16 protein-coding genes and 1 riboswitch are annotated in these 23106 nt (G+C 57.4%); of the genes, 9 read left to right on the top strand and 7 right to left on the bottom strand.

Annotated features, from left to right (window positions below):
• Nucleotides 1-40 precede the first annotated feature (40 nt).
• The 3 genes from HMPREF2712_RS02355 to HMPREF2712_RS02345 all read right to left on the bottom strand — a co-directional run bounded on the left by HMPREF2712_RS02355 (nucleotide 41) and on the right by HMPREF2712_RS02345 (nucleotide 4505).
• Complete coding sequence (locus HMPREF2712_RS02355) at nucleotides 41-1483, bottom strand: sugar porter family MFS transporter (RefSeq protein WP_070819175.1); 1443 nt, start codon at nucleotides 1481-1483, stop codon at nucleotides 41-43.
• Between the two features lie 223 nt (nucleotides 1484-1706).
• Entirely contained in the window at nucleotides 1707-2708 is a 1002-nt protein-coding gene (locus tag HMPREF2712_RS02350) for an aldo/keto reductase (RefSeq protein ID WP_005507313.1), read from the bottom strand.
• Between the two features lie 36 nt (nucleotides 2709-2744).
• On the bottom strand, nucleotides 2745-4505 hold the full coding sequence (locus tag HMPREF2712_RS02345) for an ABC transporter ATP-binding protein (RefSeq protein ID WP_070819185.1): 1761 nt from the start codon (nucleotides 4503-4505) through the stop codon (nucleotides 2745-2747).
• Nucleotides 4506-4852: 347 nt separating this feature from the next.
• Nucleotides 4853-4969: riboswitch (SAM riboswitch) on the top strand.
• A gap of 117 nt (nucleotides 4970-5086) precedes the next feature.
• Here HMPREF2712_RS02345 and HMPREF2712_RS02340 point away from each other — a divergent pair.
• The 4 genes from HMPREF2712_RS02340 to HMPREF2712_RS02325 all read left to right on the top strand — a co-directional run bounded on the left by HMPREF2712_RS02340 (nucleotide 5087) and on the right by HMPREF2712_RS02325 (nucleotide 12533).
• Nucleotides 5087-5992 (top strand): methylenetetrahydrofolate reductase, encoded by a 906-nt coding sequence (locus tag HMPREF2712_RS02340; protein WP_070819174.1) that lies wholly within the window; start codon nucleotides 5087-5089, stop codon nucleotides 5990-5992.
• Nucleotides 5993-6153: 161 nt separating this feature from the next.
• Nucleotides 6154-8481, top strand: coding sequence for a 5-methyltetrahydropteroyltriglutamate--homocysteine S-methyltransferase (gene metE, locus HMPREF2712_RS02335; RefSeq protein ID WP_070819173.1), 2328 nt, complete (start codon nucleotides 6154-6156; stop codon nucleotides 8479-8481).
• A 516-nt stretch (nucleotides 8482-8997) separates the two neighbouring features.
• Nucleotides 8998-10443 carry an MFS transporter gene (locus tag HMPREF2712_RS02330; RefSeq protein ID WP_070542024.1) on the top strand — a complete coding sequence of 482 codons (1446 nt, stop codon included), beginning with the start codon at nucleotides 8998-9000 and terminating at the stop codon, nucleotides 10441-10443.
• A 107-nt stretch (nucleotides 10444-10550) separates the two neighbouring features.
• Nucleotides 10551-12533, top strand: coding sequence for a M13 family metallopeptidase (locus HMPREF2712_RS02325; protein ID WP_070614780.1), 1983 nt, complete (start codon nucleotides 10551-10553; stop codon nucleotides 12531-12533).
• Nucleotides 12534-12681: 148 nt separating this feature from the next.
• On the opposite strand, the gene HMPREF2712_RS02320 is transcribed toward HMPREF2712_RS02325, so the two are convergent.
• The 4 genes from HMPREF2712_RS02320 to HMPREF2712_RS02300 all read right to left on the bottom strand — a co-directional run bounded on the left by HMPREF2712_RS02320 (nucleotide 12682) and on the right by HMPREF2712_RS02300 (nucleotide 18164).
• Nucleotides 12682-15762, bottom strand: coding sequence for a beta-galactosidase, LacZ type (locus tag HMPREF2712_RS02320; RefSeq protein ID WP_070819172.1), 3081 nt, complete (start codon nucleotides 15760-15762; stop codon nucleotides 12682-12684).
• A gap of 413 nt (nucleotides 15763-16175) precedes the next feature.
• Nucleotides 16176-16895 (bottom strand): DUF6318 family protein, encoded by a 720-nt coding sequence (locus HMPREF2712_RS02310; protein WP_070819171.1) that lies wholly within the window; start codon nucleotides 16893-16895, stop codon nucleotides 16176-16178.
• Nucleotides 16896-17024: 129 nt separating this feature from the next.
• On the bottom strand, nucleotides 17025-17264 hold the full coding sequence (locus tag HMPREF2712_RS02305; RefSeq protein WP_049350179.1) for a hypothetical protein: 240 nt from the start codon (nucleotides 17262-17264) through the stop codon (nucleotides 17025-17027).
• 237 nt (nucleotides 17265-17501) lie between these two features.
• A complete protein-coding gene (locus HMPREF2712_RS02300) occupies nucleotides 17502-18164 on the bottom strand; it encodes a hypothetical protein (protein WP_083323934.1) in 663 nt (220 codons plus the stop codon).
• A gap of 351 nt (nucleotides 18165-18515) precedes the next feature.
• Between HMPREF2712_RS02300 and HMPREF2712_RS02295 the strand changes: the two genes are divergently transcribed.
• From HMPREF2712_RS02295 to HMPREF2712_RS02275, 5 genes are all read left to right on the top strand, one after another.
• Nucleotides 18516-19007: a hypothetical protein gene (locus HMPREF2712_RS02295; protein WP_070819170.1), complete on the top strand. Its 492-nt coding sequence runs from the start codon at nucleotides 18516-18518 to the stop codon at nucleotides 19005-19007.
• A gap of 27 nt (nucleotides 19008-19034) precedes the next feature.
• A complete protein-coding gene (locus HMPREF2712_RS02290; protein ID WP_070819169.1) occupies nucleotides 19035-19937 on the top strand; it encodes a hypothetical protein in 903 nt (300 codons plus the stop codon).
• A 148-nt stretch (nucleotides 19938-20085) separates the two neighbouring features.
• Nucleotides 20086-20745, top strand: coding sequence for a hypothetical protein (locus HMPREF2712_RS02285; RefSeq protein WP_070819168.1), 660 nt, complete (start codon nucleotides 20086-20088; stop codon nucleotides 20743-20745).
• A gap of 119 nt (nucleotides 20746-20864) precedes the next feature.
• The gene (locus HMPREF2712_RS09125) at nucleotides 20865-22202 is read left to right on the top strand and encodes a hypothetical protein (RefSeq protein ID WP_246828656.1); all 1338 of its coding nucleotides are present in this window, start codon (nucleotides 20865-20867) and stop codon (nucleotides 22200-22202) included.
• Between the two features lie 101 nt (nucleotides 22203-22303).
• Nucleotides 22304-23086, top strand: a complete 783-nt coding sequence (locus HMPREF2712_RS02275) for a hypothetical protein (RefSeq protein WP_141762562.1) — start codon at nucleotides 22304-22306, stop codon at nucleotides 23084-23086.
• Nucleotides 23087-23106: the final 20 nt, after the last annotated feature.

Below are 23106 nucleotides of genomic sequence, written 5' to 3'. Positions count from 1 at the left end.
GAGGGGCCGCCCGCCTCATTCTTGCCTAAAACCGCCGAATCTAGCGCTTGTGTGCGGAGGGGTAGATGCTGCCGTCCATCACGCCGCGCTCCACCTGCTCCAGGCTCACGCCGCGAGTCTCCGGCAGGTTGCGGAACATCAGCAACGCAATAATCACGTTCACCACGGCAAAGCCGATGAAGGAGCCGGTCAGACCGACCGCACCCAGAATCACGGGGAACGCCAGCGACAGCACACCATTCATCATCCAGCCGCTAAACGCCGAAATGCCCATACCCGCCGCACGCACACGCAGCGGGAACAGCTCACTCATAATCACCCACGTGGACACGTTCAGGCAGGTCTGCATCGCGCCCACAAAGCAGACGATGAGCACCAGCAGAATCCAGGGACGCGCCGCATTATCGGCGGGCAGCAGCATGGATGCGCCCGCAATCAGCACGTGGAAAAACGCGGTCGAACTATAGCCGGTAATCACCATGACGCGGCGCGGCACACGCTCCATCAGGCGCAGCGACAGGATCGAGCCGAGCACCGCAATCGTACCCGGCGCAATGTTCGCGATGAGCGCCGCGGATTCGCTGAAACCGGCTTCCTTGAGCACCTTAATGCCGTAGTACATGATCGAGTTGATGCCGGTCAGCTGCTGGCCCGCGCCGACCAGAATACCGACGAGCAGGATGCGCACGAACCAGCCGCGCACGCCCACGCTTTCCTTACCCGCCGCGTTGTTCTGGGTGGTCGCCTCCGCCTGCAGGGTGCGCTCAATATCGGCAATTTCGGCCTCGGCACGCTCGGTGGAGCGGATGCGCTTCATCACCTCAAGCGCCTGCTCACGCTTGCCAACGCGCAGCAGCCAGCGCGGCGACTCGGGCACACGCAGCATACCTACGAACAGGCCGATGGCGGGCAGGGTGCAGATGGCGAACATCCAGCGCCACACGCCGTCGTGCTCGCCCCACAGGTTGCCAATGAGGGCGTTCACGATGAACGCGGCAAGCTGACCGCCCACGACCATGAGCTCGTTGCGGCCGGAGAGGGAGCCTCGAATTTCGTAGGGTGCGAGCTCTGCGAGGAACACGGGCACTACGGCGGAGGCGCCACCGACCGCCAGGCCGAGCAGGGTGCGTCCGGTGATGAGCACGGCGACGTTGGGTGCGAAGACGCACGCCAGGGCGCCGAAGAAGAAGATGGTGGACAACCCAATGATGGTGGTTCGGCGGCCGAACCGGTCAGAGATGCGGCCGCATCCGAGCGCGCCAATAGCGGCGGCGAAAGCGAGCGATCCGGTGACCCAGCCTTGGGCGGTGGAATCCATGCCGAGTTCGCGGCTCATGGGTTCGAGCGCGCCGTTGATTACTCCGGTGTCGTAGCCGAAGAGCAGACCGCCGAAGGTGGCGATGAGTGCGATGATGCCGAGGTATCGACTGTGCTTCCCGGTGCCCAGAGGGGGCAGGGTGGAGGCGGTGCTCTGTGCGCTCATGGTGTCCTTTATGCCGAGGGGTTAGGTGAGATTACACCGACATTGGTGGTTCTTCAGCACTGTCAGTGGGCTAGGTGAGGTGCGTCAGGTTAGACACACCTCACCTAATCCTAGCGAAAACGTGCGGCGGGTGATATTTATTTCTCACCACGGACATTTTTCAGCGTATATTACGGCCGACACGTGCGACCGCCTGAGTGTCCCTTTGAGAGGGAGCCGGAGTTTAGAACAGCGCGATCTTCTCGGGTGCCGGGAAGATGGCGTCCAGGGCGGCGAGGTCCTCAGCGTCGAAGCGCAGGCATGCCGCCTGTGCGTTGGCGCGCACCTGCTCGGCGCTGGTTGCACCGGCAATGACGGAGGTGACCGGCGACTGCTGTGCGAGCCAGGAGAACGCCGCCTGCACCTCGGTGATGCCGCGTTCGGTGCAGAAGCTGTGGAAGGCTTCGAGCTGGTCCCAGTTGGCGGCGTCGAGCACGTTTTTCTTAGAGTGGGACAGGCGCGAACCGGCGGGAATGTTGTCGCGGCGGTACTTGCCGGTCAGCAGGCCGTTAGCGAGCGGGAAGTACGGCAGCACACCCATGCCGAAGTGCCGTGCGGCGGGCAGGATTTCGAGTTCTGCGCGGCGGTCGAGCAGGTTGTAGTGGTTTTCAGCGACGATGAACCGTTCGGTGCCGAGTTCACGGGCGCAGTGTTCGGCGTGGGCGAGCTGCCAGCCGGAGAAGTTGGAGTGGCCCAGGTAGCGGACCTTACCGTCGCGTACGAGCTGGTCGAGGGCACTGAGGGTTTCTTCGATGGGGGTGTTGGGATCGGGGCTGTGGTAGAAGTACAGGTCGATGTAGTCGGTGCCGAGGCGGCGGAGGGAACCTTCGACGGCGCGCATGATGTAGCGGCGCGATCCGCGGGCGTTGCGGTCGTTGCCGTTGAGGTCGCCGACGGGCAGACCGAATTTGGTGACGATGGTCAGTTCGTCGCGGTCGAGGCCGAGCTGGGTGAGGGCGGTGCCGAACATGGTTTCTGAGAGGCCGGGTTCGGCGCCGTAGAGGTCTGCGATGTCGAAGAAGCTGATGCCTGCGTCGACTGCGGCGGCGATGACTTCGTTGGTACCTTCTTGGGTGCGGGTGGGGGTGCCGGGGCGGCCGAGGTTATTGCAGCCGATGCCGACGCTGGGTACGACGAGACCGGAGTTGCCGAGCCTGCGGTAGACGGGAGATTCAATACGTTCCATGTTTTTAACTCTACGTTGTGCGGGTATGTTGCGTGGTTATTTCCCCTCCAGTTGGGAGGCGAAGAGCTTCCTGAAGCGTGATGTGGGGTCGGTCGTTAGGTCCCGGTAGGTTCCTTGTTCCACCACACACCCACCATCCAACACCACCACAGAATCAACACCACGCAACGTCCACGCACGATGAGACACCAACACCACCAAACGCCCAACAGCAGCCACCTTCAACCGAGCAAAAATCTCCTCCTCAGTCTCAGCATCCACAGCACTGGTCGGCTCATCCAACACCCACACCGGCGCATCCCGAAGAACCACACGCGCCAACGCCAAACGCTGCCACTGACCACCCGAAAGACCAACACCACCAAACGACTCACCCAACTGAGCATCCAAACCACCCTCAAGACCACGCACAAAATCATCAGCACAAGCCACCGACAAAGCCGACCACAAATCAGCATCACCAAGACGCTCAACAGCCTCCTGCGGCAAACCCAGAAGAAGATTTTCACGCACAGTCAGTTCATAACGGCCGTAGTCTTGACTCACCAAACCAACATTTGCCAACATGTTGTATTTACTCTCAGAAGAAGCACCCTTATACGTTATGCTCCCCTGGGCAATTGGTGTAATTCCAAGAATTGCATTTATTAGCGTTGTTTTTCCCGCGCCCGAGGCACCAACTACTGCAATCATTTGATTATTCATCAGCTCAAGATTAATATCTTTAAGCGCAAAAGACGACGCGCCCTCATACTGAACGGATACATCTTTGCATATAATTTTTGAAATATTTTCATGGTTAGGGTTAGAAGTTTTTATCTCAGAAGCATGGTCGTAAGTATTAGAGTCGCATACCCTTCGGAATTGCTGAACAGATAATGCTCCATTAATAATCTGACCGAATGAATATCCCACCTCTTGGGTCGCGTCAACACAGGCAATGATTCCAATCAGCGATCCGGCCACATACGATATATCGGCTCCTGAATCCACAAGGAAGTACAGGGACGCAAAAAGTAAGACAGAGCAGAGTAGCCCTGCAACTACGGAGATGATTCCTCTAACACTTTCAAGGCTCAATTCCCTACCGGCCGCCCGGCGTCGCCAGGACGCTACGCGTTGCGAGAAAAATCGGGAGGCTCTCATGAGGTGAAGTTCTTGGGCGCGACTTTGAGCCATCAGATTGTCTAGATAGTAGTTCTCTACCCGATAGTCCTCGTACATTAGGGTGTATATAGCGTAATCACGTTTAGCGAGGATTACCATTGCAATAGATAGGGGTAGTGAACACAGTGCCGCAAAAATTGCTGCCACAATGCTGACGTTCGCGATATTAAGACAGAGAAGTAACACCATTGCGAAGGCACTCACCAGTGTCATAACTGACATGGTGTGAACCTGCAATTCCTGTTTCGATATTGCCTCTCTAGCAGCACGTATATCTTCCTGTGATTTTGTGCTACCTATATCAGATAACGGAAATGTAGATAACCTGTTATTTAACATGCAGTGAACCCGATAGTTCACCTTTGATTTGAGGATGAGCATGTTACTTATGACCCAGCGTTTAGCAATGATATTAATTCCGACAACAAGGGCAAGAGCAACGATATAAATCCAGGCCGCACCACCATTTGAACCGCTCAAGGCTGATACTGTATTACCAATCAGCAGGGACTGACTCAAGGGAATGCAGGCAATGACGGCTAGCGATAGGGCGACGCTCACCAGGGTTGTGGGACAGGTTTTCCATGCTAGGCGGAAGGACCAGAGTATAGAAGAAAATAGCTTTTTCATTCTCACCACGCTCACAAAGTCATATTGAACTCATCTTTGAGCCCTACAACTCCTCGATGAGCGGACATCGAAACACTACCCGTGCCTCACTAGCTACCCTACCCCTCAATGAAATTCAAAACACATATATTCGTGCGTGTCCAAGAATATTAAGCAGATATATCTGCGATAGTTCCGGGCATCCAGGGTCAGCCGACAGCCCTACCCGCAACGCCCCCCAGCCCCCCTTCGTCATAGTCAGTCATATTAAGTTCATATTTCGCCCCAATGTCATGTCCAGAAATATTAGGACATCAACCGCCGTATCCCTTGCACGCCCTCGGAGGTGGTGGGTAGAGTGAAAGCGTTATCTATCAAGAGCGACCGAGAGATCTGGCTCGTAGACGTCGCAGCAACCTCGCCAGTATCCCCCACCGTCACGGTGCAGGGTACGGACAAGGTGCTCCCGCCAGAACCGATAGAGAAGAATACCCTTCGGCACCCCTTGATGAGTCGTACCCGCAAACCGGTACAGCGCATCCTGCAGAAGAATTCGCGCACCCTCACGGTGCGTATCTATCGGGTGAACACGAAGGATGGTTATGGCTACAGTTCACCCGGCTCTTTCTTTTGAGCTGTTCCCTCCGCGCTCACACGCAAGCTGTGAGTCGCTGATTCGCACCATTGCGGAGCTTGAGGGTACCAACCCCGACTACGTTTCGGTCACCTACGCCGGAGATGCTAAGCGCCGCCAGAAGACCTTGGCGCTGCTCGACCACCTGGTGCATGAAACCTCCCTCACCCCGCTGGCTCACCTGATTTGTGCAGGCCACTCGGTGCATGAGCTGGAGCGTGCGGTCCGCCTGATTCTGGGTCTGGGCGTGCGCGGTTTCCTGGCTCTTCGCGGTGACATTCAGGAAGGTCAGGTTTCTGAGCTTCCTTTCGCCCGCTACCTGGTGGAGCTGATTCGCCGCGTGGAGCGTGAAGATTTCGCCCACCTGGCAGCTGGCAAGGTGTCGATTGGTGTGGCGGCGTACCCGCAGAAGCACCCCGAGTCCGCATCCCTGCTGCAGGATATTGAGATTCTACTGTCGAAGCAGCGTGCCGGCGCGGATTTCGCGATCACTCAGGTGTTCTTTGAGGATGAACGCTACAGCGCCCTGGTCGATTCGGCGCACCTGGCAGGCGTGGATATTCCGATTATTCCGGGCATCATGCCGGTAACCTCGCTGAAGCGGTTGCAGAACCTCTGCCAGATGGCGGGCATGGAAGTCCCGGCGGATCTTGCCTACGCCCTAGAGACGGCGACCAGCAACGCAGAGTTGCACCGCATCGGTGTTGAGTACGCGTTGAACCAGTGCCGCACCGTGATGGACGCGGGCGCACCGGGCCTGCACTTCTTCACTTTCAACGAGCATGCGGCGGTTCTGGACGTTCTGGATCAGCTGGATTTGCCGCGGTACAGTAACCGTTTCTCTCAGCCGCTGAGCGAACTGGAATACGCCTAAAACCCCGCTTCAACCGATAACGCTCCTTGTCGGATGCGTTTCCACTTTCTCCCCCACAAATATTCCGGGAGTTGTTGAGTCCTCCGTTTCACCACCCACAGTCGGGTGGTAAAACGCCGGAACCGACTCCCACATCTATCCCCAGTAAAGGAATAACTATTATGTCGAACACCGCATTCCCCGCCGCAACCATTGTTGGCTACCCCCGCGTGGGCCGCTTCCGCGAGCTGAAGAAGGCTCAGGAGGCTTTCTGGAAGGGCAAGGCAACCCTGCAGGAGCTGCAGGACACCGCCGCTGACGTGCAGCGCACCTACTTCGAGCGCGTGACCGCCGCCGGTCTGAAGGCTGATAACTACTCGATTCCGGCGACCTTCTCCTACTACGATCAGGTACTTGATGTGGTTCGCCTGTTCACCCTGGTTCCCGAGCGTCTGGCTGAGGCTAAGGACGCACGCGGCCTGCTGGATCTGCCCGGCTACTTCGCCCTGGCGCGCGGCACCGAGACCCTGCCTCCGCTGGAGATGACCAAGTGGTTCGACACCAACTACCACTACCTGGTGCCCGAGATTGGTTCCGGCACCGAGATTAAGCTGAACCTTGAGGCTATTGACGAGCAGCTCGAGGTAGCAAAGCAGGCTGGCGTGAAGGTTCGCCCGCAGATTGTTGGCCCGCTGACCCTGCTGCTGGGCGCTAAGGCTGAGCAGGGTTCCGCTGAGGACTTCTCCCCCGTTGACCGTCTGGATGAGTTCGTTGCCGCGTACGCTCAGGTGCTGGAGCAGCTGGCTGAGCGCGGTGTTGAGTGGGTTCAGCTGGACGAGCCGGGCCTGACCGTGGACCGTGCCGACAACGCGAAGATTGCGCAGCTGGCTGAGCGCACCTACCGTGCCCTAGCTGCTGGCGATAAGCGCCCGCAGATTCTGGTGACCAGCCCCTACGGTTCCCTGCGTGAGAACCTGCCGGCACTGCTGGGTACCGGCATTGAGGCGCTGCACCTTGACCTGGTGCACGGCGTGTATTCGAAGGCTGAGCTTGAGTCCGTTTCTGCTGCTGGTGTGCACCTGGTTGCCGGTGTTGTGAACGGCCGTAACGTGTGGCGTGCTGATGTTCGTGCCGCACTGAAGACTCTGGAGGCGCTGCCCGGCGCATCCGAGGGTGCCGTGTCTGTGGCTTCCTCGACCTCCCTGCAGCACGTGCCGCACGACCTGGCTCTGGAAGACCCCGCCGAGGTTCCCGTGGATGGTCTGGCATTCGCCGATCAGAAGGTCGCTGAGATTGCTCTGCTGGCTCGTGGCCTGGCTGAGGGTGAGGCTGCTGTTGAGCCGGAGCTGAAGGCTGCTGACGAGGCGCTGGCTCGCTTCGCCGCTGACCCGCGCAAGCACAACGACGAGATTCGTGCCCGCGCCGCAGCTGTGACTCCCGAGGACTTCGACCGCCCGACTATTGACGTTCGCCGCGCGGCTCAGGCCGACCTGAACCTGCCGAAGCTGCCGACCACCACCATCGGTTCTTTCCCGCAGACCGCTGAGATTCGCCGCCACCGTGCGGAGGCTCGTGCGGGCAAGATTTCCGCTGAGGAGCTGAACGGCTTCCTGCGTGACGAGATCGCTTCGGTTATCGCGCTGCAGGAGGAGCTGGGCCTGGACGTGCTGGTTCACGGTGAGGCTGAGCGTAACGACATGGTTCAGTACTTCGCTGAGAACTTCGACGGCTTCGCCACCACCCGCCACGGCTGGGTTCAGTCCTACGGTTCGCGTTGCACCCGCCCCTCGATCCTGTTCGGTGACGTGAAGCGTCACGGTGAGGGCCTGCGCGGTGAGGCGTTCACCGTTCCGTGGAGCTCCCACGCACAGTCGCTGAGCGACAAGCCGGTCAAGGGCATGCTCACCGGCCCGGTAACGATTCTGGCGTGGTCCTTCGTGCGTGACGACCAGCCGCGCCGTGAGACCGCTAACCAGGTGGCTCTGGCTCTTGCCGACGAGATTGCCGACCTGGAGCAGGCGGGCATCCGCATCATTCAGGTGGACGAGCCGGCTCTGCGTGAGCTGCTGCCCCTGCGCCGCGACGAGCAGCCGCAGTATTTGGACTGGTCGGTGAACTCCTTCCGCCTGGCAACCAGCGCGGTGAAGGATTCCACTCAGATTCACACCCACCTGTGCTACTCGGAGTTCAACGAGATTATCGACTCGATTAACGCTCTGAACGCTGACGTGACCAGCATTGAGGCGGCTCGTTCGCACATGGAGCTGCTGGCTGACATTCCGGAGAGCTTCGTTTCCGGTCTGGGCCCGGGCGTGTGGGACATCCACTCCCCGCGTGTTCCTTCGCAGGATGAGATTGAGTCCCTGCTGAAGGCTGCGATTGGTTACGGCACCATTGCTGACCTGTGGGTGAACCCTGACTGCGGTCTGAAGACTCGTGATTACGAGGAGACCAAGCAGTCTCTGCGTCACCTGGTGGATGCCACCAAGGCGATTCGCGCATCCCTCTAGGAGGCGCCTATTGGTTCCGCTGCCTGCTGCGGGTTGACCGGATGATGGTTTGCTCGCGGTAACCTGCGGCAGGTGGCGGCTGTTCGGCTTCGTGCCGGTATGCGTACCGACTGTATGCCGAGCTTTTGGGGATAGATAACAGGCCCGCCCGTACGGTTTTTCTTCTGCACCGTGCGGGCGGGTTTTCTGTGCTGTTTTAGGGCGGTGATTTATTGGTGTCCAAGTGGTTTTCTTTTTGAACTTAGGGTATAAATTACTCTAAATTTAAGTGTGGTCTGACCAAAACACATACTTACTCAACAAGGAAAGTATTTATATTCACCGCAGCACTTGTGGCACTGTTGCCCAGTAGACAGATATACATCACACAGATTTAGCACTTCCCCGTAATTCCAGGGTAAAAACAGTATTAATAGAATAATCGCTCCGAATATCCGTTCACCATAGTGAACATTCTACTGAAAACATTTCCAGCGGATTAGCATTTTTATAAGCCGCCGTTTTTAGAATTCCAGCATGACTACTACCACTTCATCAAAGAAGAAGAAGAAGAAGGGTTCTACACCCCGCTGGCTCGCTATTCCGGCACCCAAGCCCCAGCTCAGCGAAGCAGAAGTTAATGCGAAGTACCCGCGCATGCGCCTACAGGTCTTCATGGGTATCTTCATCGGTTACGCGACCTTCTACCTGATTCGTAACAACGTCCCGCTGGTCACCCCGATTCTGACCAAGGAACTTGGCTTCAGCAACGCAGCAATTGGTGCACTGTCCACGGCACTGCTGCTCGCTTACGGCTTCAGCAAGTTCTTCACCGCAATGATTTCTGACCGCTCGAACGCGCGTCTGTTCCTGCCCATCGGTCTGGTGCTCTCGGGTGTTGCAAACATCCTGCTGGCAATGACCGGTTACATGGGTGAAGGCGCGGGTGCGGCAGGCTACGGTGCCGCTATCGCCTCCATCATGGCGACCATCATGGTCTTCAACGGTATCTTCCAGGGTATGGGTTGGCCTCCCTCGGGTCGTGTGCTCGTGAACTGGTTCTCCACCAGCGAGCGCGGCACGAAGGTTTCCTGGTGGAACACCGCCCACAACGTTGGTGGTGCGCTGTCCGGTCTGCTGGTTGCGTGGGGCTTCTCCATGTTCGGCAAGACCTGGGAAGTTGCCTTCTGGTTCCCGGCTGTTATCAGCTTCGTTCTAGCGTTCGTGGCGTGGCTGCTGATTCGTGACAACCCCGAGGCTGAGGGTCTGCCCACCGTTGACGTGTACCGCAACGACCCGCACAAGGTTGAGTCCACCGCTGAGGATCGTGCAGAGTCCACCTGGACCACCATCCGTAAGCACGTGCTGACCAACTCGACTATGGTGTACCTGGCTCTGGCAAACGTGTTCGTGTACACCCTGCGTTACGGTGTGCTGGTGTGGGCGCCGAAGTACCTACACGATGTGCGCCACGCTTCCCTTGAGGGTGGTATTGCGGGCTTCTCGATTCTGGAGCTTGCCGGTATTGGCGGCACCGTCCTGTGCGGTTACGTTTCTGACCGCATGTTCAAGGGTCGCCGCTCCCCCGCGGGTATCCTGTTCCTGATTGCGACCGTTGGCGCGATTCTGCTGTACTGGCTGCCTTCTTCGGATGCGCCGCTGTGGATTGCGTACGTTGCGTTGGCTCTGATTGGTGGCCTGATTTACGGCCCGGTTATGCTGATTGGTCTGCAGGCTATTGACCTGTCTCCCTCGCACGTTGCGGGTACCGCTGCGGGCTTCACCGGCCTGTTCGGTTACGCGCTGGGTGCGACCCTGGCTTCTGCTGGTATCGGCATCATTGTTGATCACTGGGGTTGGAGCACCGCGTTCGTCTTCATGATTGTGTGCTCGGGTCTGGCGGTTCTGTTCCTCTGGCTGGTTAACGGTGCTGAGAAGCGTCTGATGGCTGAGCGTGCAGAGAAGCTGGCGGCTCAGGCATAATTGCCCCATCTTTCGTGTAGGGAAGCCACACGTTTGCTGGTGAGTCACCATATGATGGCTTGTCGGTAATCGTGTGGCTTCTTACGTTAAGAACCTAGAATGGAACCATGACTACTAACTCTGGAATCACTAAAGAATGGGTGGATGAAACCGTCAAGCCGGGCGACGATTTCTTCCGCCACGTCAACGGTAAGTGGCTTGCTACCCACGAAATCCCGGCGGATCGCCCCAAGGACGGCGGCCTGTACACCCTCCGCGATAACGCAGAGAAGCACGTGCGTGAGCTGGTGGAGAAGATCGCGAAGGAGCAGCCGGAGTCCCGTATTGGCGCACTCTACAACTCCTTCATGGATGTTGAGAAGATTGAGGCGGACGGCCTGGAGCCGCTGCTGAAGGAGATTGCCCCGATCCTGAACTCGGCAACCCCCTCCCACCTGGCTGTGACCCTGGCACTGCTGTCTCGTGCGGGTCTGCCGCAGCTGTTCGCCTGGTACACCAGCAACGACCCGAAGGACCCGAAGAATTACACGTTCTTCCTGTACCAGTCGGGCCTGGGTCTGCCGGATGAATCCTACTACCGTGAAGAGAAGCACGAGGCTGCATGCGCGGCGTATGTTGAGCATATTGCCCGCATGTTCCAGCTGACCGGTCTGGCTGAGGGCTTCGGTCTCACCCCGGAGCAGGCGGCTCAGCTGGTGTTCACCCACGAGTCTGAGCTGGCTCGTCTGCACTGGAACGTCGTGGAGAACCGCGACGCGGAGGCGACCTACAACCCGTACCAGGCGACCGAGCTGGACGAGAAGTTCCCCGGCTTCCCGTTCTCCCAGTGGCTGCTGGCTCTGGGTGCCGACCCGGAGACCCTGGGTCAGGTTATTGTGGCTCAGCCGTCCTTCTTTGAGGGTGCGGCGAAGTTGTTCACCTCCATCCCGCTGATGAGCTGGAAGCTGTGGGCTGTGTGGACTGTTCTGCGTTCGCGTGCGCCGTTCATGTACGACGAGCTGGTCCAGGAGAGCTTCAACTTCTACGGCAAGACCCTTTCCGGCACTCAGCAGATTCGTGAGCGCTGGAAGCGCGGCGTGGGTGCTGTCGAGAAGGCTCTGGGTGAGGAGATTGGCCAGGAGTATGTGGCTGTGCACTTCCCGCCTTCGCACAAGGAGAAGATGCTGGTTCTGGTCGGCAACCTCCTTGAGGCGTACCGCGAGTCTATTGAGTCGCTGGACTGGATGACTGAGGCAACCCGTCAGAAGGCGCTGGAGAAGCTGTCGAAGTTCGTCACCAAGATCGGTTACCCCGATAAGTGGCGTGACTTCTCCGCCCTGGAGCTCGTGCCCGGTGACCTGTTCGAGAACCTGCGCCGTACCGGTGCGTTTGATGCTGACTGGCTGATTGCCCGTAAGGGTCAGCCGGTGGATAAGTCGGAGTGGCTGATGACTCCGCAGACCGTGAACGCGTACTACATGCCGCCGGCGAATGAGATTGTGTTCCCGGCAGCGATTCTGCAGCCGCCGTACTTCAACCCGGATGCTGATGATGCGGCGAACTACGGCAATATCGGCATGATTATTGGCCACGAGATTGGTCATGGTTTTGACGATCAGGGTTCCCGCTATGACGGTGACGGCAAGCTGGAGAGCTGGTGGACTGAGGAGGATTACGCGAAGTTCAAGGAGCGCACCTCCGCACTGGTGGAGCAGTACAACGCGTACGTTCCGGTGGGTCTGGACCCGAAGTTCCACGTGAATGGTGAGCTGACTCTGGGCGAGAACATTGGCGACCTGGCTGGCATGTCTATTGCGTTGAAGGCGTACCGTCTGGCTTTGAAGAAGCAGGGCATTGAGTCGCTGGCTGACGCGCCGGTGATTGACGGTATGACCGGTATTCAGCGTTTCTTCTTCTCGAATGCTCGCGGCTGGTGCACGAAGTCCCGCCCGCAGCATGCTGAGGTGATGATTTCGGTGGATCCGCATTCGCCGGATGAGTTCCGTGTGAACGGTGTGGTGCGCAATATTGATGAGTTCTATGAGGCGTTTGGCGTCTCTGAGGGCGATGCACTGTACTTGGCTCCGGAGGAGCGCGTGCGCATCTGGTAGCATCCCGATAAGGGTATATGCTTTATTGCGTATATAAGAAAGGTGCCCGCCTCGTGGCTTGAAAACCACGAGGCGGGCACCTCTTTTCTAGAGAACTGCGGACGCTACACGAAGGTAGGCGTCTACTGCTACTGTGCCGAGCGTTGCGTTAGATAATTTCTAGCGCAATGTCCATGTGCAGCGGCTCGGTTGCATCGATGTGGTACTGGCTGTGTACCGGCGAGCCCCACGAGTCGTCTCCACCAACGCCGAGCTGACCTGCCAGGATACGCAGGTAGGTGCGGTTGTTCTCGGGCAGCTCCCACTGGTAGGAAGCTTCCTCAATCTGGTAGGAGGAGTAGGGCAGGAGCGATACGTGCAGGCCGTCACCGGCAGTCTGCAGCTGGCGGACACGGAAGCCGTGGTTGCTGTCGTTCGTCACTTCAGCCCAACGGACACCCATGTGGTTGCCACTTTCCTGAGGTACCAGGTACGGTGCGTAGTCCTGCTCGGGGGTGCTTTCCCACACGCCCAGGCGGACGCCGCTGCAACGGTCGGGGTAGGAGTCGCCGGGGCCGAGGCCGTAGTAACGCAGGTGCGAGAACTCGCCGGGCAGTGCCCATTCCAGACCGAATGCGGGCAGGGACGGTGCGTCCTTCTCGCCGGGGTAGTCGATGGTTACTCGCACGTTGCCGGTGCTCTGTGCTTCGTAGCGGACCGTAACAGCGGTGTGAGCGGGGGTTGCCAGCTCGTAGGTGTAGGTCACTGCCACGCTGTCATCGCTGGGCTGCTCGACAGCAACGTTAGCGCAACGGGCGTAGCGGCCTGCAACGGTCCACTGGGCGCGTTCGAAACCGTGTCCGGCGCCGCGGTCGTTGTCGGTCAGGGGCCTGAAGGTGGTGAGCTTCGGGGGGCGAATAACATGCTCGGTGCCGTTGTGTACCCAGGAGACGATGCCGCCCTGAGTGCGGGACAGAATAACTTCAGCCTGGTTGTTGCGCAGACCGACGTTCCAGCGGCCGACGGTCACCGTCGCATCTGCTGCGTCTTCAGCGGTGTTTGCTTCAGCCTGCGATGCGGGGATGACGTACTGACCGAAGGCAATTTCGTGTCCTGCAGGAGCCCATGCGGCGTCTTCAGTGAGCACGAGGCTGACGTCCAGGGTTACTTCTGCGTTGTCGACAGCGTATTCTTCCAGGGGCCAGGGAATTACCAGCTCGTGGGTGGATTCCGGGGCTACGTCGAAGAAGTAGTCTTCCTGCCACTGAGGAACGCCGTTGACCAGCAGGCTAGCCTTGAAGGTGTAGTCTGCGGTGGAGGTGAAGAGGTTGTCGTTGACGACCGTCACGCCCTTCTGGTCGGGGGTGATGCGCAGGTTGGAGTACACTGCCTTCACCTCAGCGGCCTTGGGGCTTACCTTGCGGTCGGCGAAGAGGATACCGTCACCGGAGAATTCGTAGTCGCAAGGGCGTTCGCCGAATGCGCCACCGTAAGCGAGGTATTCGGGGGCGCCTTCGCTCTCACCGGGGTGCCAGAGTGCCTGGTCGATCATGTCCCAGATGAAACCGCCCTGGTAGTGGGGGTAGCGTTCCAGTGCGACGTATTCGTCGATAGCGCCGACCGAGTTGCCCATTGCGTGCATGTATTCGCACATGATGAAGGGCTTCTGGGGGTTGTTCGACAGGTACTTTTCGACGACGTCGGTGTGGGTGTACATACCGGATTCGATGTCGGTGACGTCATCAAATTCGCGGTGCCAGGTGATGCCTTCGTAGTGTACGGGGCGGTTGGGGTCCAGTTCGTGGACTCGGCGGTACATGGAGCGGAATACTTCGCCGCCGTATGCTTCGTTACCGAGCGACCAGATTACTACGGAGGGGTGGTTGTAGTCGCGGCGCATCATGGATTCTACGCGGTCAACGCAGGCGCCTTCCCATTCCATGCGGGAGCCGGGGATCGTGGTCTCGGGGGTGGGAATGTCACCGGGGGTGCACCAGGAGCCGTGAGTTTCCAGGTTTGCTTCGTCAACCAGGTAGATACCGTATTCGTCAGCCAGGGCGTAGAAGCGTGAATCGTTGGGGTAGTGGCTGGTGCGGATAGCGTTGATGTTGTGCTGCTTGCAGAAGAGAATCTCTGAAGTCATGTCTTCAACGGTCAGGACGCGGCCGGTACGCGGGTGGAACTCGTGGCGGTTGACACCCTTGAAGAGGACTCGGTGACCGTTGAGGGTCATGATTCCGTTCTCGATGCGGAAGCGACGGAATCCGACGCGCTGGCTGGTGGATTCTACGGTCTTGCCGTCGTGGAGCAGATCCACCGTCAGAGTGTAGAGAGAGGGCGATTCAGCCGACCAGGGAGCGATACCTTCAAGGGCGTCGGAGGAGATGCGCACGGATGCGTCTTCGGCGGCGACGGTACCAGACCAGATGACCTGGGTGCCGTCAAGGACGCTGGCCTGCAGGGTGTACGCCTTGATTTCTTCACCGTTGAGGGTGACGAGAGCGTCCAGGTGTGCTTCGCCGGTGGGTGCGTCGTAGTCTGCTTCAACGGTGAGGGAGGCGATGCTGACTGCGGGGCGGGCTACCAGGTTCACAGCGCGGAAGAGGCCATGGAAACGCCACGAGTCCTGGCCTTCCAGCCATGAAGCGCTCGAGTATTCGTAGCATGCGACGGTCAGGGTGTGGTTGCCTTCTGCGTCCTTGCCGATGATATCGGTGATGTCGAAGGAGGTGGTGGTGTAACCGTCTTCTGCGTAACCGACGAAGGTGCCGTCAACCCACACGTAAATTGCGGTTGCGAAGCCTTCGAAGGCGAGCACGATGCGGCCCGATTCGCTCAGCATCTTCTTGAGGTCGCCCTCCAGGGTGAAGTGCTTGCGGTAGAGGGCTACGTGGTTCTTCTCGGGGATGTGAGGAGCTTCGGGGTTTTCGTGGCCGTCCCAGGGCATCTGGATGTTGACGTAGGCGGGGCGCCAGAGTCCTTCAGTTTCCAGGGTGGCGGGGACGGGGATGCTCTGGTAGTCGCTTTCGTCGAGGGCGGGGGCGGCGAATTCTGCGGTGGTGACGTCAATTTCTGAGGCCCATGCAGTGCGGACAGCCCACGTGCCGTTGAGGCTCTGCTGGGGGTTTGAGGAGTGATGGTCGGAGTGCGCTGCTTCCCTGTTGACAGCGTACACGGTGGGGTCATCAAGCCACGCTGCTGAGGGTGACTGGGAGGAGACTACGGGAGTCGTTTGTTCGGTGGAAGACATGTCTTCCTTCCTCTCGTATACATCTTTGTTTGGTCCCTTTAAGGATGCCGGAAGGCGTGATGATTGTTGCCTACATTCTGTTCATTCTTTTCCCGCAGAACTTGGCTCTGGTCTACGTGGCACTGGTCCTAATAGCCTCACCGCGCAGAACATTCAGACGTTCAACACGGCTGCTTTCTATGTGCCGCTGGCCATTATTGTGTGCTCGTTCCTCGCCTTCTTCTTCAAGGTTTCTATCTCTGAGAAGGAACACGCGAAGATTGTGAAGGAGCTTGAGGAGAAGCTTGCTTCTGCATAGGTAAAAGCAGGGTAGGTCCTTCACCGCATGAGAGAGGCGCCCGCCTCGTGGTTTTCGAGCCACGGGGCGGGCGCCTTTTAGATGTAGAAGCTATGCGCTTCTAGGCTTCTGAGTTTTAGGAGTCGGAAGACGAGGACGAAGAGGAAGAGGAAGTGCGCATACCGGTCAGCTTCCACGCACCGTTCTCGTAGACACCGTGCAGGGTGCGCTCCACATCGTTCTTACGGTCCGAATCGGAGGTAGCGTTCTCCACACGGTCCTTGCTTGCGATGAACTCACCGCTGTCCATGGTCAGGCGGATATTCCAGTTGTAGGCGTCGCCATCACGCTCGGGCTGTGCGGTGAGCATGGTGATGGTGACGGACGGGTCCTGCATCCAAATCTTGCCCTGCTGCAGGCCAGCACCCAGGGTGCCTTCTTCGGGTTCGAGCATGTTCTTCAGCTCGGAGTTGTCAACCGCGCATTCACGCAGGGGTTCGGTCTTACCGGTGCGCATGTAGTACTCAATGGCTGCGCCGAAGAACGCGATGGACTGGTACAGACCCTCGACGCTGTTCTCGTTGGCAACGGCGGGCTTCACGGGCACGGGGGCGTTCTTGGACGGCTCGGTGCGGGTTGCGGGCTGGTAGTCGGAAGGCTTGGAGGTGTAGCCGTCGAGGGTTGCAACGCCGGAGTAGTCGGTGCGTGCGGTCTTGGACGCAGTTGCGGAAGCAGATGCGCTACCGGATGCGTTGCCGCTGGTTGCCTGAGGCTGAGCACCGCAGGCTGCGAGGAGGGTTGCGCCGCCGGTTGCTGCGAGCAGGCCGAGGGCGGATCGGCGGGTTACGTTCTTCATGGGTTCTCTCTATCTGTGGTGTGGTTCCACACCGCGGTGCGGGTGATGCCTGCGGCATCTAACGGGAAGACGGCACTACACGGGGTGTAGTGCCGTCTTCCAGTATATGTTTATTGGGCTTGGGATTCTTTAGCCGCCGTAATAGTAGTAGTGGCTGTAGGAGCTGCCGTAGTAGTCGCTGATGACGATGCGGGTGCGGCGGCCGTAACGGTCGGAGTAGTAGCGGTTGTAGGGGGTGCGGCGCACGGTGGGGCGGTAGGTGGTTGCCTGTGCGGGGGTGAGCAGTGCGCCGAGGGCGGTTGCTGCGCCTGCGCCTGCGGCGGCGAGTGCTGCGCGGCGGGTGAGGCGTGCGGACTTCTTGGTGGCCATGATATGCCTTTCGGGGTTGGTGTTTCTGTGAAGTGACGTGGCGTGTGCACGGCGTGCGGCTGTGCATTAACCATTTCTTATTGTAAGCCTCAACGTTAATGTTTTTGCGCGCAGAGTGCACCTTCTAGTTGAGGGTTAGACCATGCGGGCTAGTCAACGTTTTTCCGGCAGAAAAATTGCGGAAATATTGGTTGAGAAACACGCCGGGCACACGCTAAATACGGGCTGAATTGCGGGCTACATGTCTACTTCGGCGAGGCCCGAAATTTCCTTGTCCTTGATGTGCGGGATGGTGGAGCTCCAGTTCATCCACGCCTTGACCTGCGCAGCTTCTTCGGGGTTGTTCATATCTGGCCAGCGGTCGTTTTCGATCCTGAATCGGGTCATTGCGAGGAGGGGGTAGCCCTCATAGATGGGCCCGAAACGCGCAATGCGCTTACCCGATTTCGTGTCGAAGGAGACGGAGTCTGAAATTTCACTGTCGGAACTCTGCGTATACGTGACCTTATCGATCGCGTTGAGCGGGTAGAAGGTTTTATTGTCGTGCCCGTTGTCCTCTTCGAATCCTTCCGGCGAGATTTTAGTGTAAGAACCAGCGGTTTCGTTAAAGACATATAGAAGAAAGCACGTGAAGAGGAAAGCTCCGACATCATATAGAAAATGGAATCCTATATCGCCCAGCAGATGCACCATAAACATCAGAGCAGGGGTCATGGGAAGCGCGACGGCAAGCACAATTATTTCGGAGCGGTCGCTTCGAGTAATGTAAATGTTTTTGGCGTACAGCTTCTTGTCTCGGCGTCGGTTGATTTCGTAGACAATGATGGACCGGACCATCTTGTACATCTGTAGGACATTTACTACGCCCCAGAGGGCAATCATGGTGTAGTTCATCATCATGGTGGTCAACTACCCTTTCTGTTTTATCGGTGACCGGCAGCCTTCCGGCAACGATGCGGAGGGTGCGGGTTCGTTCTCAGAGTAGCCGAGGAAATTGGGTGGTTAAGCCCAGATTCGGGTTATCTGCAGAGTGGTTGCCGAGTCTTCACCGGAGCATTGCGTCGAGTTAACCTTCTGGTCAGATACCGTGCGATAGGCTAAGGATGTACCCGCCACCTCGCCGTAGCGAGCATGATTCACCAACCACTACCGCACAAGGACGTACACACCATGAGTGCAGCTCTTTGAGGCAACCCGCTTTGAAGACATCACAGAGCAACAGCCTCTAGCCCAGAAAGAAGGTGAAAAGCAGTGAAAAAGAACTCCCCAAGGAAAAAGAATGTTTCAAAGAAAAGAAACAGTTCAAAGAAAAATGGTTACCCAAAGAAAAAATCTATTATCACGAAGAAGCCCACAAAGAAAGTCGCTTTCAAGAATTTTCTTCGTTCAAAGGCTAGCGATATTTGGCGTGACCGCGAGAGAATCCTACTGATGTTGTGCCTTCTGGCATTTCCCGCATCCTTATATTTCATTTCTTATGTCAATCCGTACAACGACTCCACTATCTGCACTGTTACGTCAGTAGAAATCGTTGAACATGAGGACCCCTACTCAATATCCGGTGAATTCGAAACGGAAGAGTGCGGAATCATCACAACATCGAACGCCCCCGATGGAGAACGTATCTACCCCTACCTCCAGAACTTCAAGACGGGCAAGAAATACAGGGCATATAAGTCTCTGCTAACCCGCAACGATGAATTCGACTTCAGCGTCCTCCGCTTTGAAGAGATCAAAGAGTAACCCCTCCCCCGCAGAAAGGATCCCACCGTGAGCTTTATCGGCGAATTTATCATCGACTTTATTGGAGAGGCCATCGCATCCTCACCCACCCTGCAGCGAGTGCTCCTGTGGATTCTGTTCTCTGCATCCGTGCTCCTCATACTTGTCCCCGTCATGACGGGCGAGTACGCGTGGAGCATCCTATCCATCTCCACGATGCTGTTTTCCGTCGTGATGATTGACGGCACGCGTGAGCACGGTGTGCACGATGCAAAGAACGGCGGCGCGTACCACTACTTTCTGCTGACGGTGGGCACGTTCTGCGTTGCCGCAATTGTTCTGCTCGCTGTTCTCTCCCTGGTGGGTGTCCCGCAGGTTGCCTCCACCCCGCAGGTGGATGGCATCAATTTCGCGCCCTGGTATGTGGCGGTATCCGCGCTGGTTCTGCTGCTGTTCTTCTACAATGCCGCGCAGCCGAGCGAGGAGATCCCTAACCTGCACCGTATGGAGCGCATCAACCGGTATGTGCGCACCGTGGTGCTGGGTGTGAGCGCCCTGATGGTGCTCCTCTGCCTGGTTATTCCGGTGGTTTCGTTCGCTGCTGCCGGTTATGAGCCTGTGGGTGTTTCAGTGGTGCTGTGCCTGGTGCCGGTTTTCCTGATTTTTGTGCGCCGCACCCTGTTCAAGCTGTGGGCGGTGACCTTTGAGGAGGATACTGCCGGGTATGGCGTGTTGCGTGGCTTCTGCGTAGCCCTGGTGGGTTTGGGTGGATGTTTGGCGGCGGTGCGTCTTGCCGCTGATGTTGTGCAGTCCGGTAGCGGGTTGTCGCTGGTGTACGTGGTACCGGTAATCGCCTCGTACCTGCTGGTGAAGAGGTACCTGACTGTGGGTGTTGCTATCCCCGAGAAGGAAGATGAGGAGGACCCGGAGGCTGAACCTGCAGCCGGCTAAACCGTGGAAACCCGCGGGCGGAGGAGCATTGTGCACCAAGCGCACGGTCTAGGACGATTCACGCACCGGGGTATCCTTGGGGAAGGTACGCCACCTGTCGGTGGTGCGCTTCCGGATATTCACCAACCACACGAAACGAGAACCCGTCATGCGCATTTTCCTGATTATTATCTGGGGCATCCTGGCCTTCATCTCGGTAACCGGGACGCTCTACATCATTACCAACTATGAGATTCAGCGCTGGAAGGATATGGAGCGCCGCCGCCAAGGCGCGTACATCCGACGGGTTAATCAGGCAGAGGCTCTTCTAACAATATTTACCCCTGGGTTCCCGTGTCTTGGTTTCTTTCTCCATCTTGTTGAGGAGGGGTCTCCAGGTTTTTGGTATGAACTGGGTGGGATACTTATGTCAATTATGTTCATGCTGTACGCCTGGTATGTCCATGTTGCCTATGTGAAGATCTCCCCTGAAGGTATTGAGCAGCGTATGTGGTCGGCGCGTACAACCGTGTACCCGGTCAACGCTATTGACGGAATCGAATACTATAAGGCACTTGCTGTAGATAGTCAGGACCTCGTCTCTTTCTATAGCAAGTCTGGGAAGTTGATTGCTGCCTTCAGCCCGATTATTCATAAGAATTATCGTCTAATGGCGATTGTGCGGTTCAGGATTGAGAACGACCGCTGGCCTGACATGAATAATCCGAGTGATATTGCTCGGGTGGATGCTCTAGATAGTGGCCCTGATACAGTCCCGTACTTCAGGGGAAAAGAGAAAGTCACCGGCCTTGCCGACGTCGATATGTAGCATCGCACGGCATTAGCCTCGAAACATAGAGAAAGCCCCTGGGCTGAGAGATTGCCTCTCAGACCAGGGGCTTTCTACATACCAGCGGCTGCTCACCTGAGTACCGTCACCACCCGCTGGTGATGCACCCTCTGGTGTGGGATGAGAATTCGTTCGTTCCGCGTGTACTGGGTGTAGCCGGCTCGTCGATGCCTTCTGTGGGCTCGCTGGTGCCTGGTGCCGGTTCTGGTGCCGGTTTGCTGGATCCGTATGGTTGGGCTTCTTTGGGTGTTGTGGCGCCTGCTCTGCCGTCTGCTCAGGGTGCTGGTGGTGTGCCTGTGTTGCCGGATTCGCTGGTTGGTGTTTCTGCGGCTTCGGGTGTGGTGCTGGGTTCTACTGGTTTTGAGGTGTTGGGTGCCCGCGTGGTGGATTCGCGTGTGGCTCGCTTTACTGCGCCTGATTCTTTGGCTGCGCCTGTGGGTGCTGGTGGTGTGCCTGTGTTGCCGGATTCGCTGGTGGGTGGTAACCCGGTTTTGTTGGTGGATCCGTGGGGTTTGTCGCCGGTGTCGGTGGAGGATTTTGAGAAGTACCGCGAGCAGAAGGGCTCTTCTGGTATTACCGGTTGGGTCAAGAGGACGGCTACAGATGTTGCTAGTGGTGCAGTAACTTTGTGGAATCAAGGTAAGAAGTTGTATCAGGCTGCTACTAACTCTGCAAAGGACCTATGGAATAAAGCAACAACAGCTGTTAAGGTCGGTTGGGACAAGACTAAGAAGTGGGTCGGGGAAAACTGGGAGTACTTGGCTGGTGGTGCGATGGTCATTGCTGGAATAGGCATAAGTGCTCTATCTGTTGCAGGCGGTCCTTTGACCATGGTGGTATTTGGTGCTCTTGGAGGGGCAATTTCTAGCGCTGGCATGTCTATGATTACCCAAAAGGCGCAGCATGGGTCTGTGGACATGGGAGAGATGCTGAAAGATGCGGCGATTGGTGCTGTAATCGGTGGTATAACCGGTGGTATTGGCGGCCGCATTTTGGCCGGAGCCAGGGATGTTGCAGGCGTTACTCCAAAGGTAAGTAAATTGGCTAGTAAAGTTGCCGAGAAAACTGATTGGAAGTGGGCAAATAACCTGATCCGTAAGGCTGTCGACTATAAGCCTTGGACCAGCTTGAAGGGAACCTCAGGGGTTGCCGATGATGTAGCCATGATGGCTCCTGTGCGAGAGGCTAAGGAATTCTTGTCGCATCGAGTTGGACAGTTTATGAAACCGGGTCAGCATAAGGCAGTGTTTTCTTCCGGTTGGTGGCACAATCAGGCTGTATCTCAGCTAACCACTTCTCAACCGATTAAGTACGCTGTTAAGTATGGTGTGAAACATGCGGTAAATAATTTTGTACCTGCATTGTCTGCTGGGGTAACGTCATTGCGACATCATGTTGAGGAGGCTCCGGACAACCAGCAAAATGGGAATGGGTAGATGAAAGGAGTAGGGTGCATATTTTCTTTGAAATCTTAAGGGTGCTGTGGCTTATTTGCCTCTGGTTCGCCTTTATCTTCGTAGCTCTTGCATCTCTAGCGATGACCGTTATTGGGGTATGGCCTTGGGGCGCAATGTTCTTCCTTGTAGGATTCATAGGTCTCTCAGCCATAGATACAGTACTCAAGGGAGGTATTGGCTACGAATCAAACGGTGGCCTCTTCCACCACTTCTTTATCTTCGTTCACTCCATCAGCGCGGTAGGCTTGATTGTTCTGACGGTTCTGACCGCTTTTGGGGTACTGCGCACTGCGGATGCAATGCTGTGGACCCCTGAGACGAACTTTGCCTCCTGGTACATGGTTGGTGGACTGTTCATTACCTACTTCCTCATTCAGCCTACTGAGCCTAATGACGATATTCCTGACCTGCAGCGCATGGAGCAGATGGACAGGCGCTCAACCCGAGTGGGCGTTATATCAGCGGCTATTTTCACGGTTCTGTGCCTCGTGGTTCCTTTGACCAGTTTCATGACTGCAGGCTATGATCCGGCGGCTCTGGCGGTTGCGCTTTTCTTGGCCCCGGGGTTCCTGCGTATTGTGCGTGAGGGCCTCTTCTACCTGCAGAGCGCCCGCTTTGAGGAGGGGTCTGAGGGGTACCGTACCTTGCGTGCCGCGTGTATTGGCGTGGCTGGCCTGGCGGGGTGTATCGCGCTCGGGTATGTGGGTTATTCGCTGGTCCGCAAGGAGTGGTTGCCCGCGCTGTTCTTTGCTGCCTCGGTGGCGATGAATGCGTGGTCGGTGAAGAAGTACGTCACCGTGGGTATTTCTATTCCTGAGAAGGAAGAAGCGAAGAAGGAAACAACCGAAAAGATTAGGGAGTAGCATTGCTAAGCACTTTTTTA

The organism is Rothia sp. HMSC064F07 (assembly GCF_001837265.1).
GTDB lineage: Bacteria > Actinomycetota > Actinomycetes > Actinomycetales > Micrococcaceae > Rothia > Rothia mucilaginosa.
The sequence above is the reverse complement of the archived record's forward strand: the minus strand, read 5'-3'. Positions and strand labels throughout refer to the sequence as shown.

What these genes read in the sequence shown, in the direction of transcription:
- HMPREF2712_RS02355 (WP_070819175.1), bottom strand. Translation starts at nt 1,483, where the DNA reads ATGAGCGCACAGAGCACCGCCTCCACCCTGCCCCCTCTGGGCACCGGG.
- HMPREF2712_RS02350 (WP_005507313.1), bottom strand. Translation starts at nt 2,708, where the DNA reads ATGGAACGTATTGAATCTCCCGTCTACCGCAGGCTCGGCAACTCCGGT.
- HMPREF2712_RS02345 (WP_070819185.1), bottom strand. Translation starts at nt 4,505, where the DNA reads ATGAAAAAGCTATTTTCTTCTATACTCTGGTCCTTCCGCCTAGCATGG.
- HMPREF2712_RS02340 (WP_070819174.1), top strand. Translation starts at nt 5,087, where the DNA reads ATGGCTACAGTTCACCCGGCTCTTTCTTTTGAGCTGTTCCCTCCGCGC.
- metE (WP_070819173.1), top strand. Translation starts at nt 6,154, where the DNA reads ATGTCGAACACCGCATTCCCCGCCGCAACCATTGTTGGCTACCCCCGC.
- HMPREF2712_RS02330 (WP_070542024.1), top strand. Translation starts at nt 8,998, where the DNA reads ATGACTACTACCACTTCATCAAAGAAGAAGAAGAAGAAGGGTTCTACA.
- HMPREF2712_RS02325 (WP_070614780.1), top strand. Translation starts at nt 10,551, where the DNA reads ATGACTACTAACTCTGGAATCACTAAAGAATGGGTGGATGAAACCGTC.
- HMPREF2712_RS02320 (WP_070819172.1), bottom strand. Translation starts at nt 15,762, where the DNA reads ATGTCTTCCACCGAACAAACGACTCCCGTAGTCTCCTCCCAGTCACCC.
- HMPREF2712_RS02310 (WP_070819171.1), bottom strand. Translation starts at nt 16,895, where the DNA reads ATGAAGAACGTAACCCGCCGATCCGCCCTCGGCCTGCTCGCAGCAACC.
- HMPREF2712_RS02305 (WP_049350179.1), bottom strand. Translation starts at nt 17,264, where the DNA reads ATGGCCACCAAGAAGTCCGCACGCCTCACCCGCCGCGCAGCACTCGCC.
- HMPREF2712_RS02300 (WP_083323934.1), bottom strand. Translation starts at nt 18,164, where the DNA reads ATGATGATGAACTACACCATGATTGCCCTCTGGGGCGTAGTAAATGTC.
- HMPREF2712_RS02285 (WP_070819168.1), top strand. Translation starts at nt 20,086, where the DNA reads ATGCGCATTTTCCTGATTATTATCTGGGGCATCCTGGCCTTCATCTCG.
- HMPREF2712_RS02275 (WP_141762562.1), top strand. Translation starts at nt 22,304, where the DNA reads ATGACCGTTATTGGGGTATGGCCTTGGGGCGCAATGTTCTTCCTTGTA.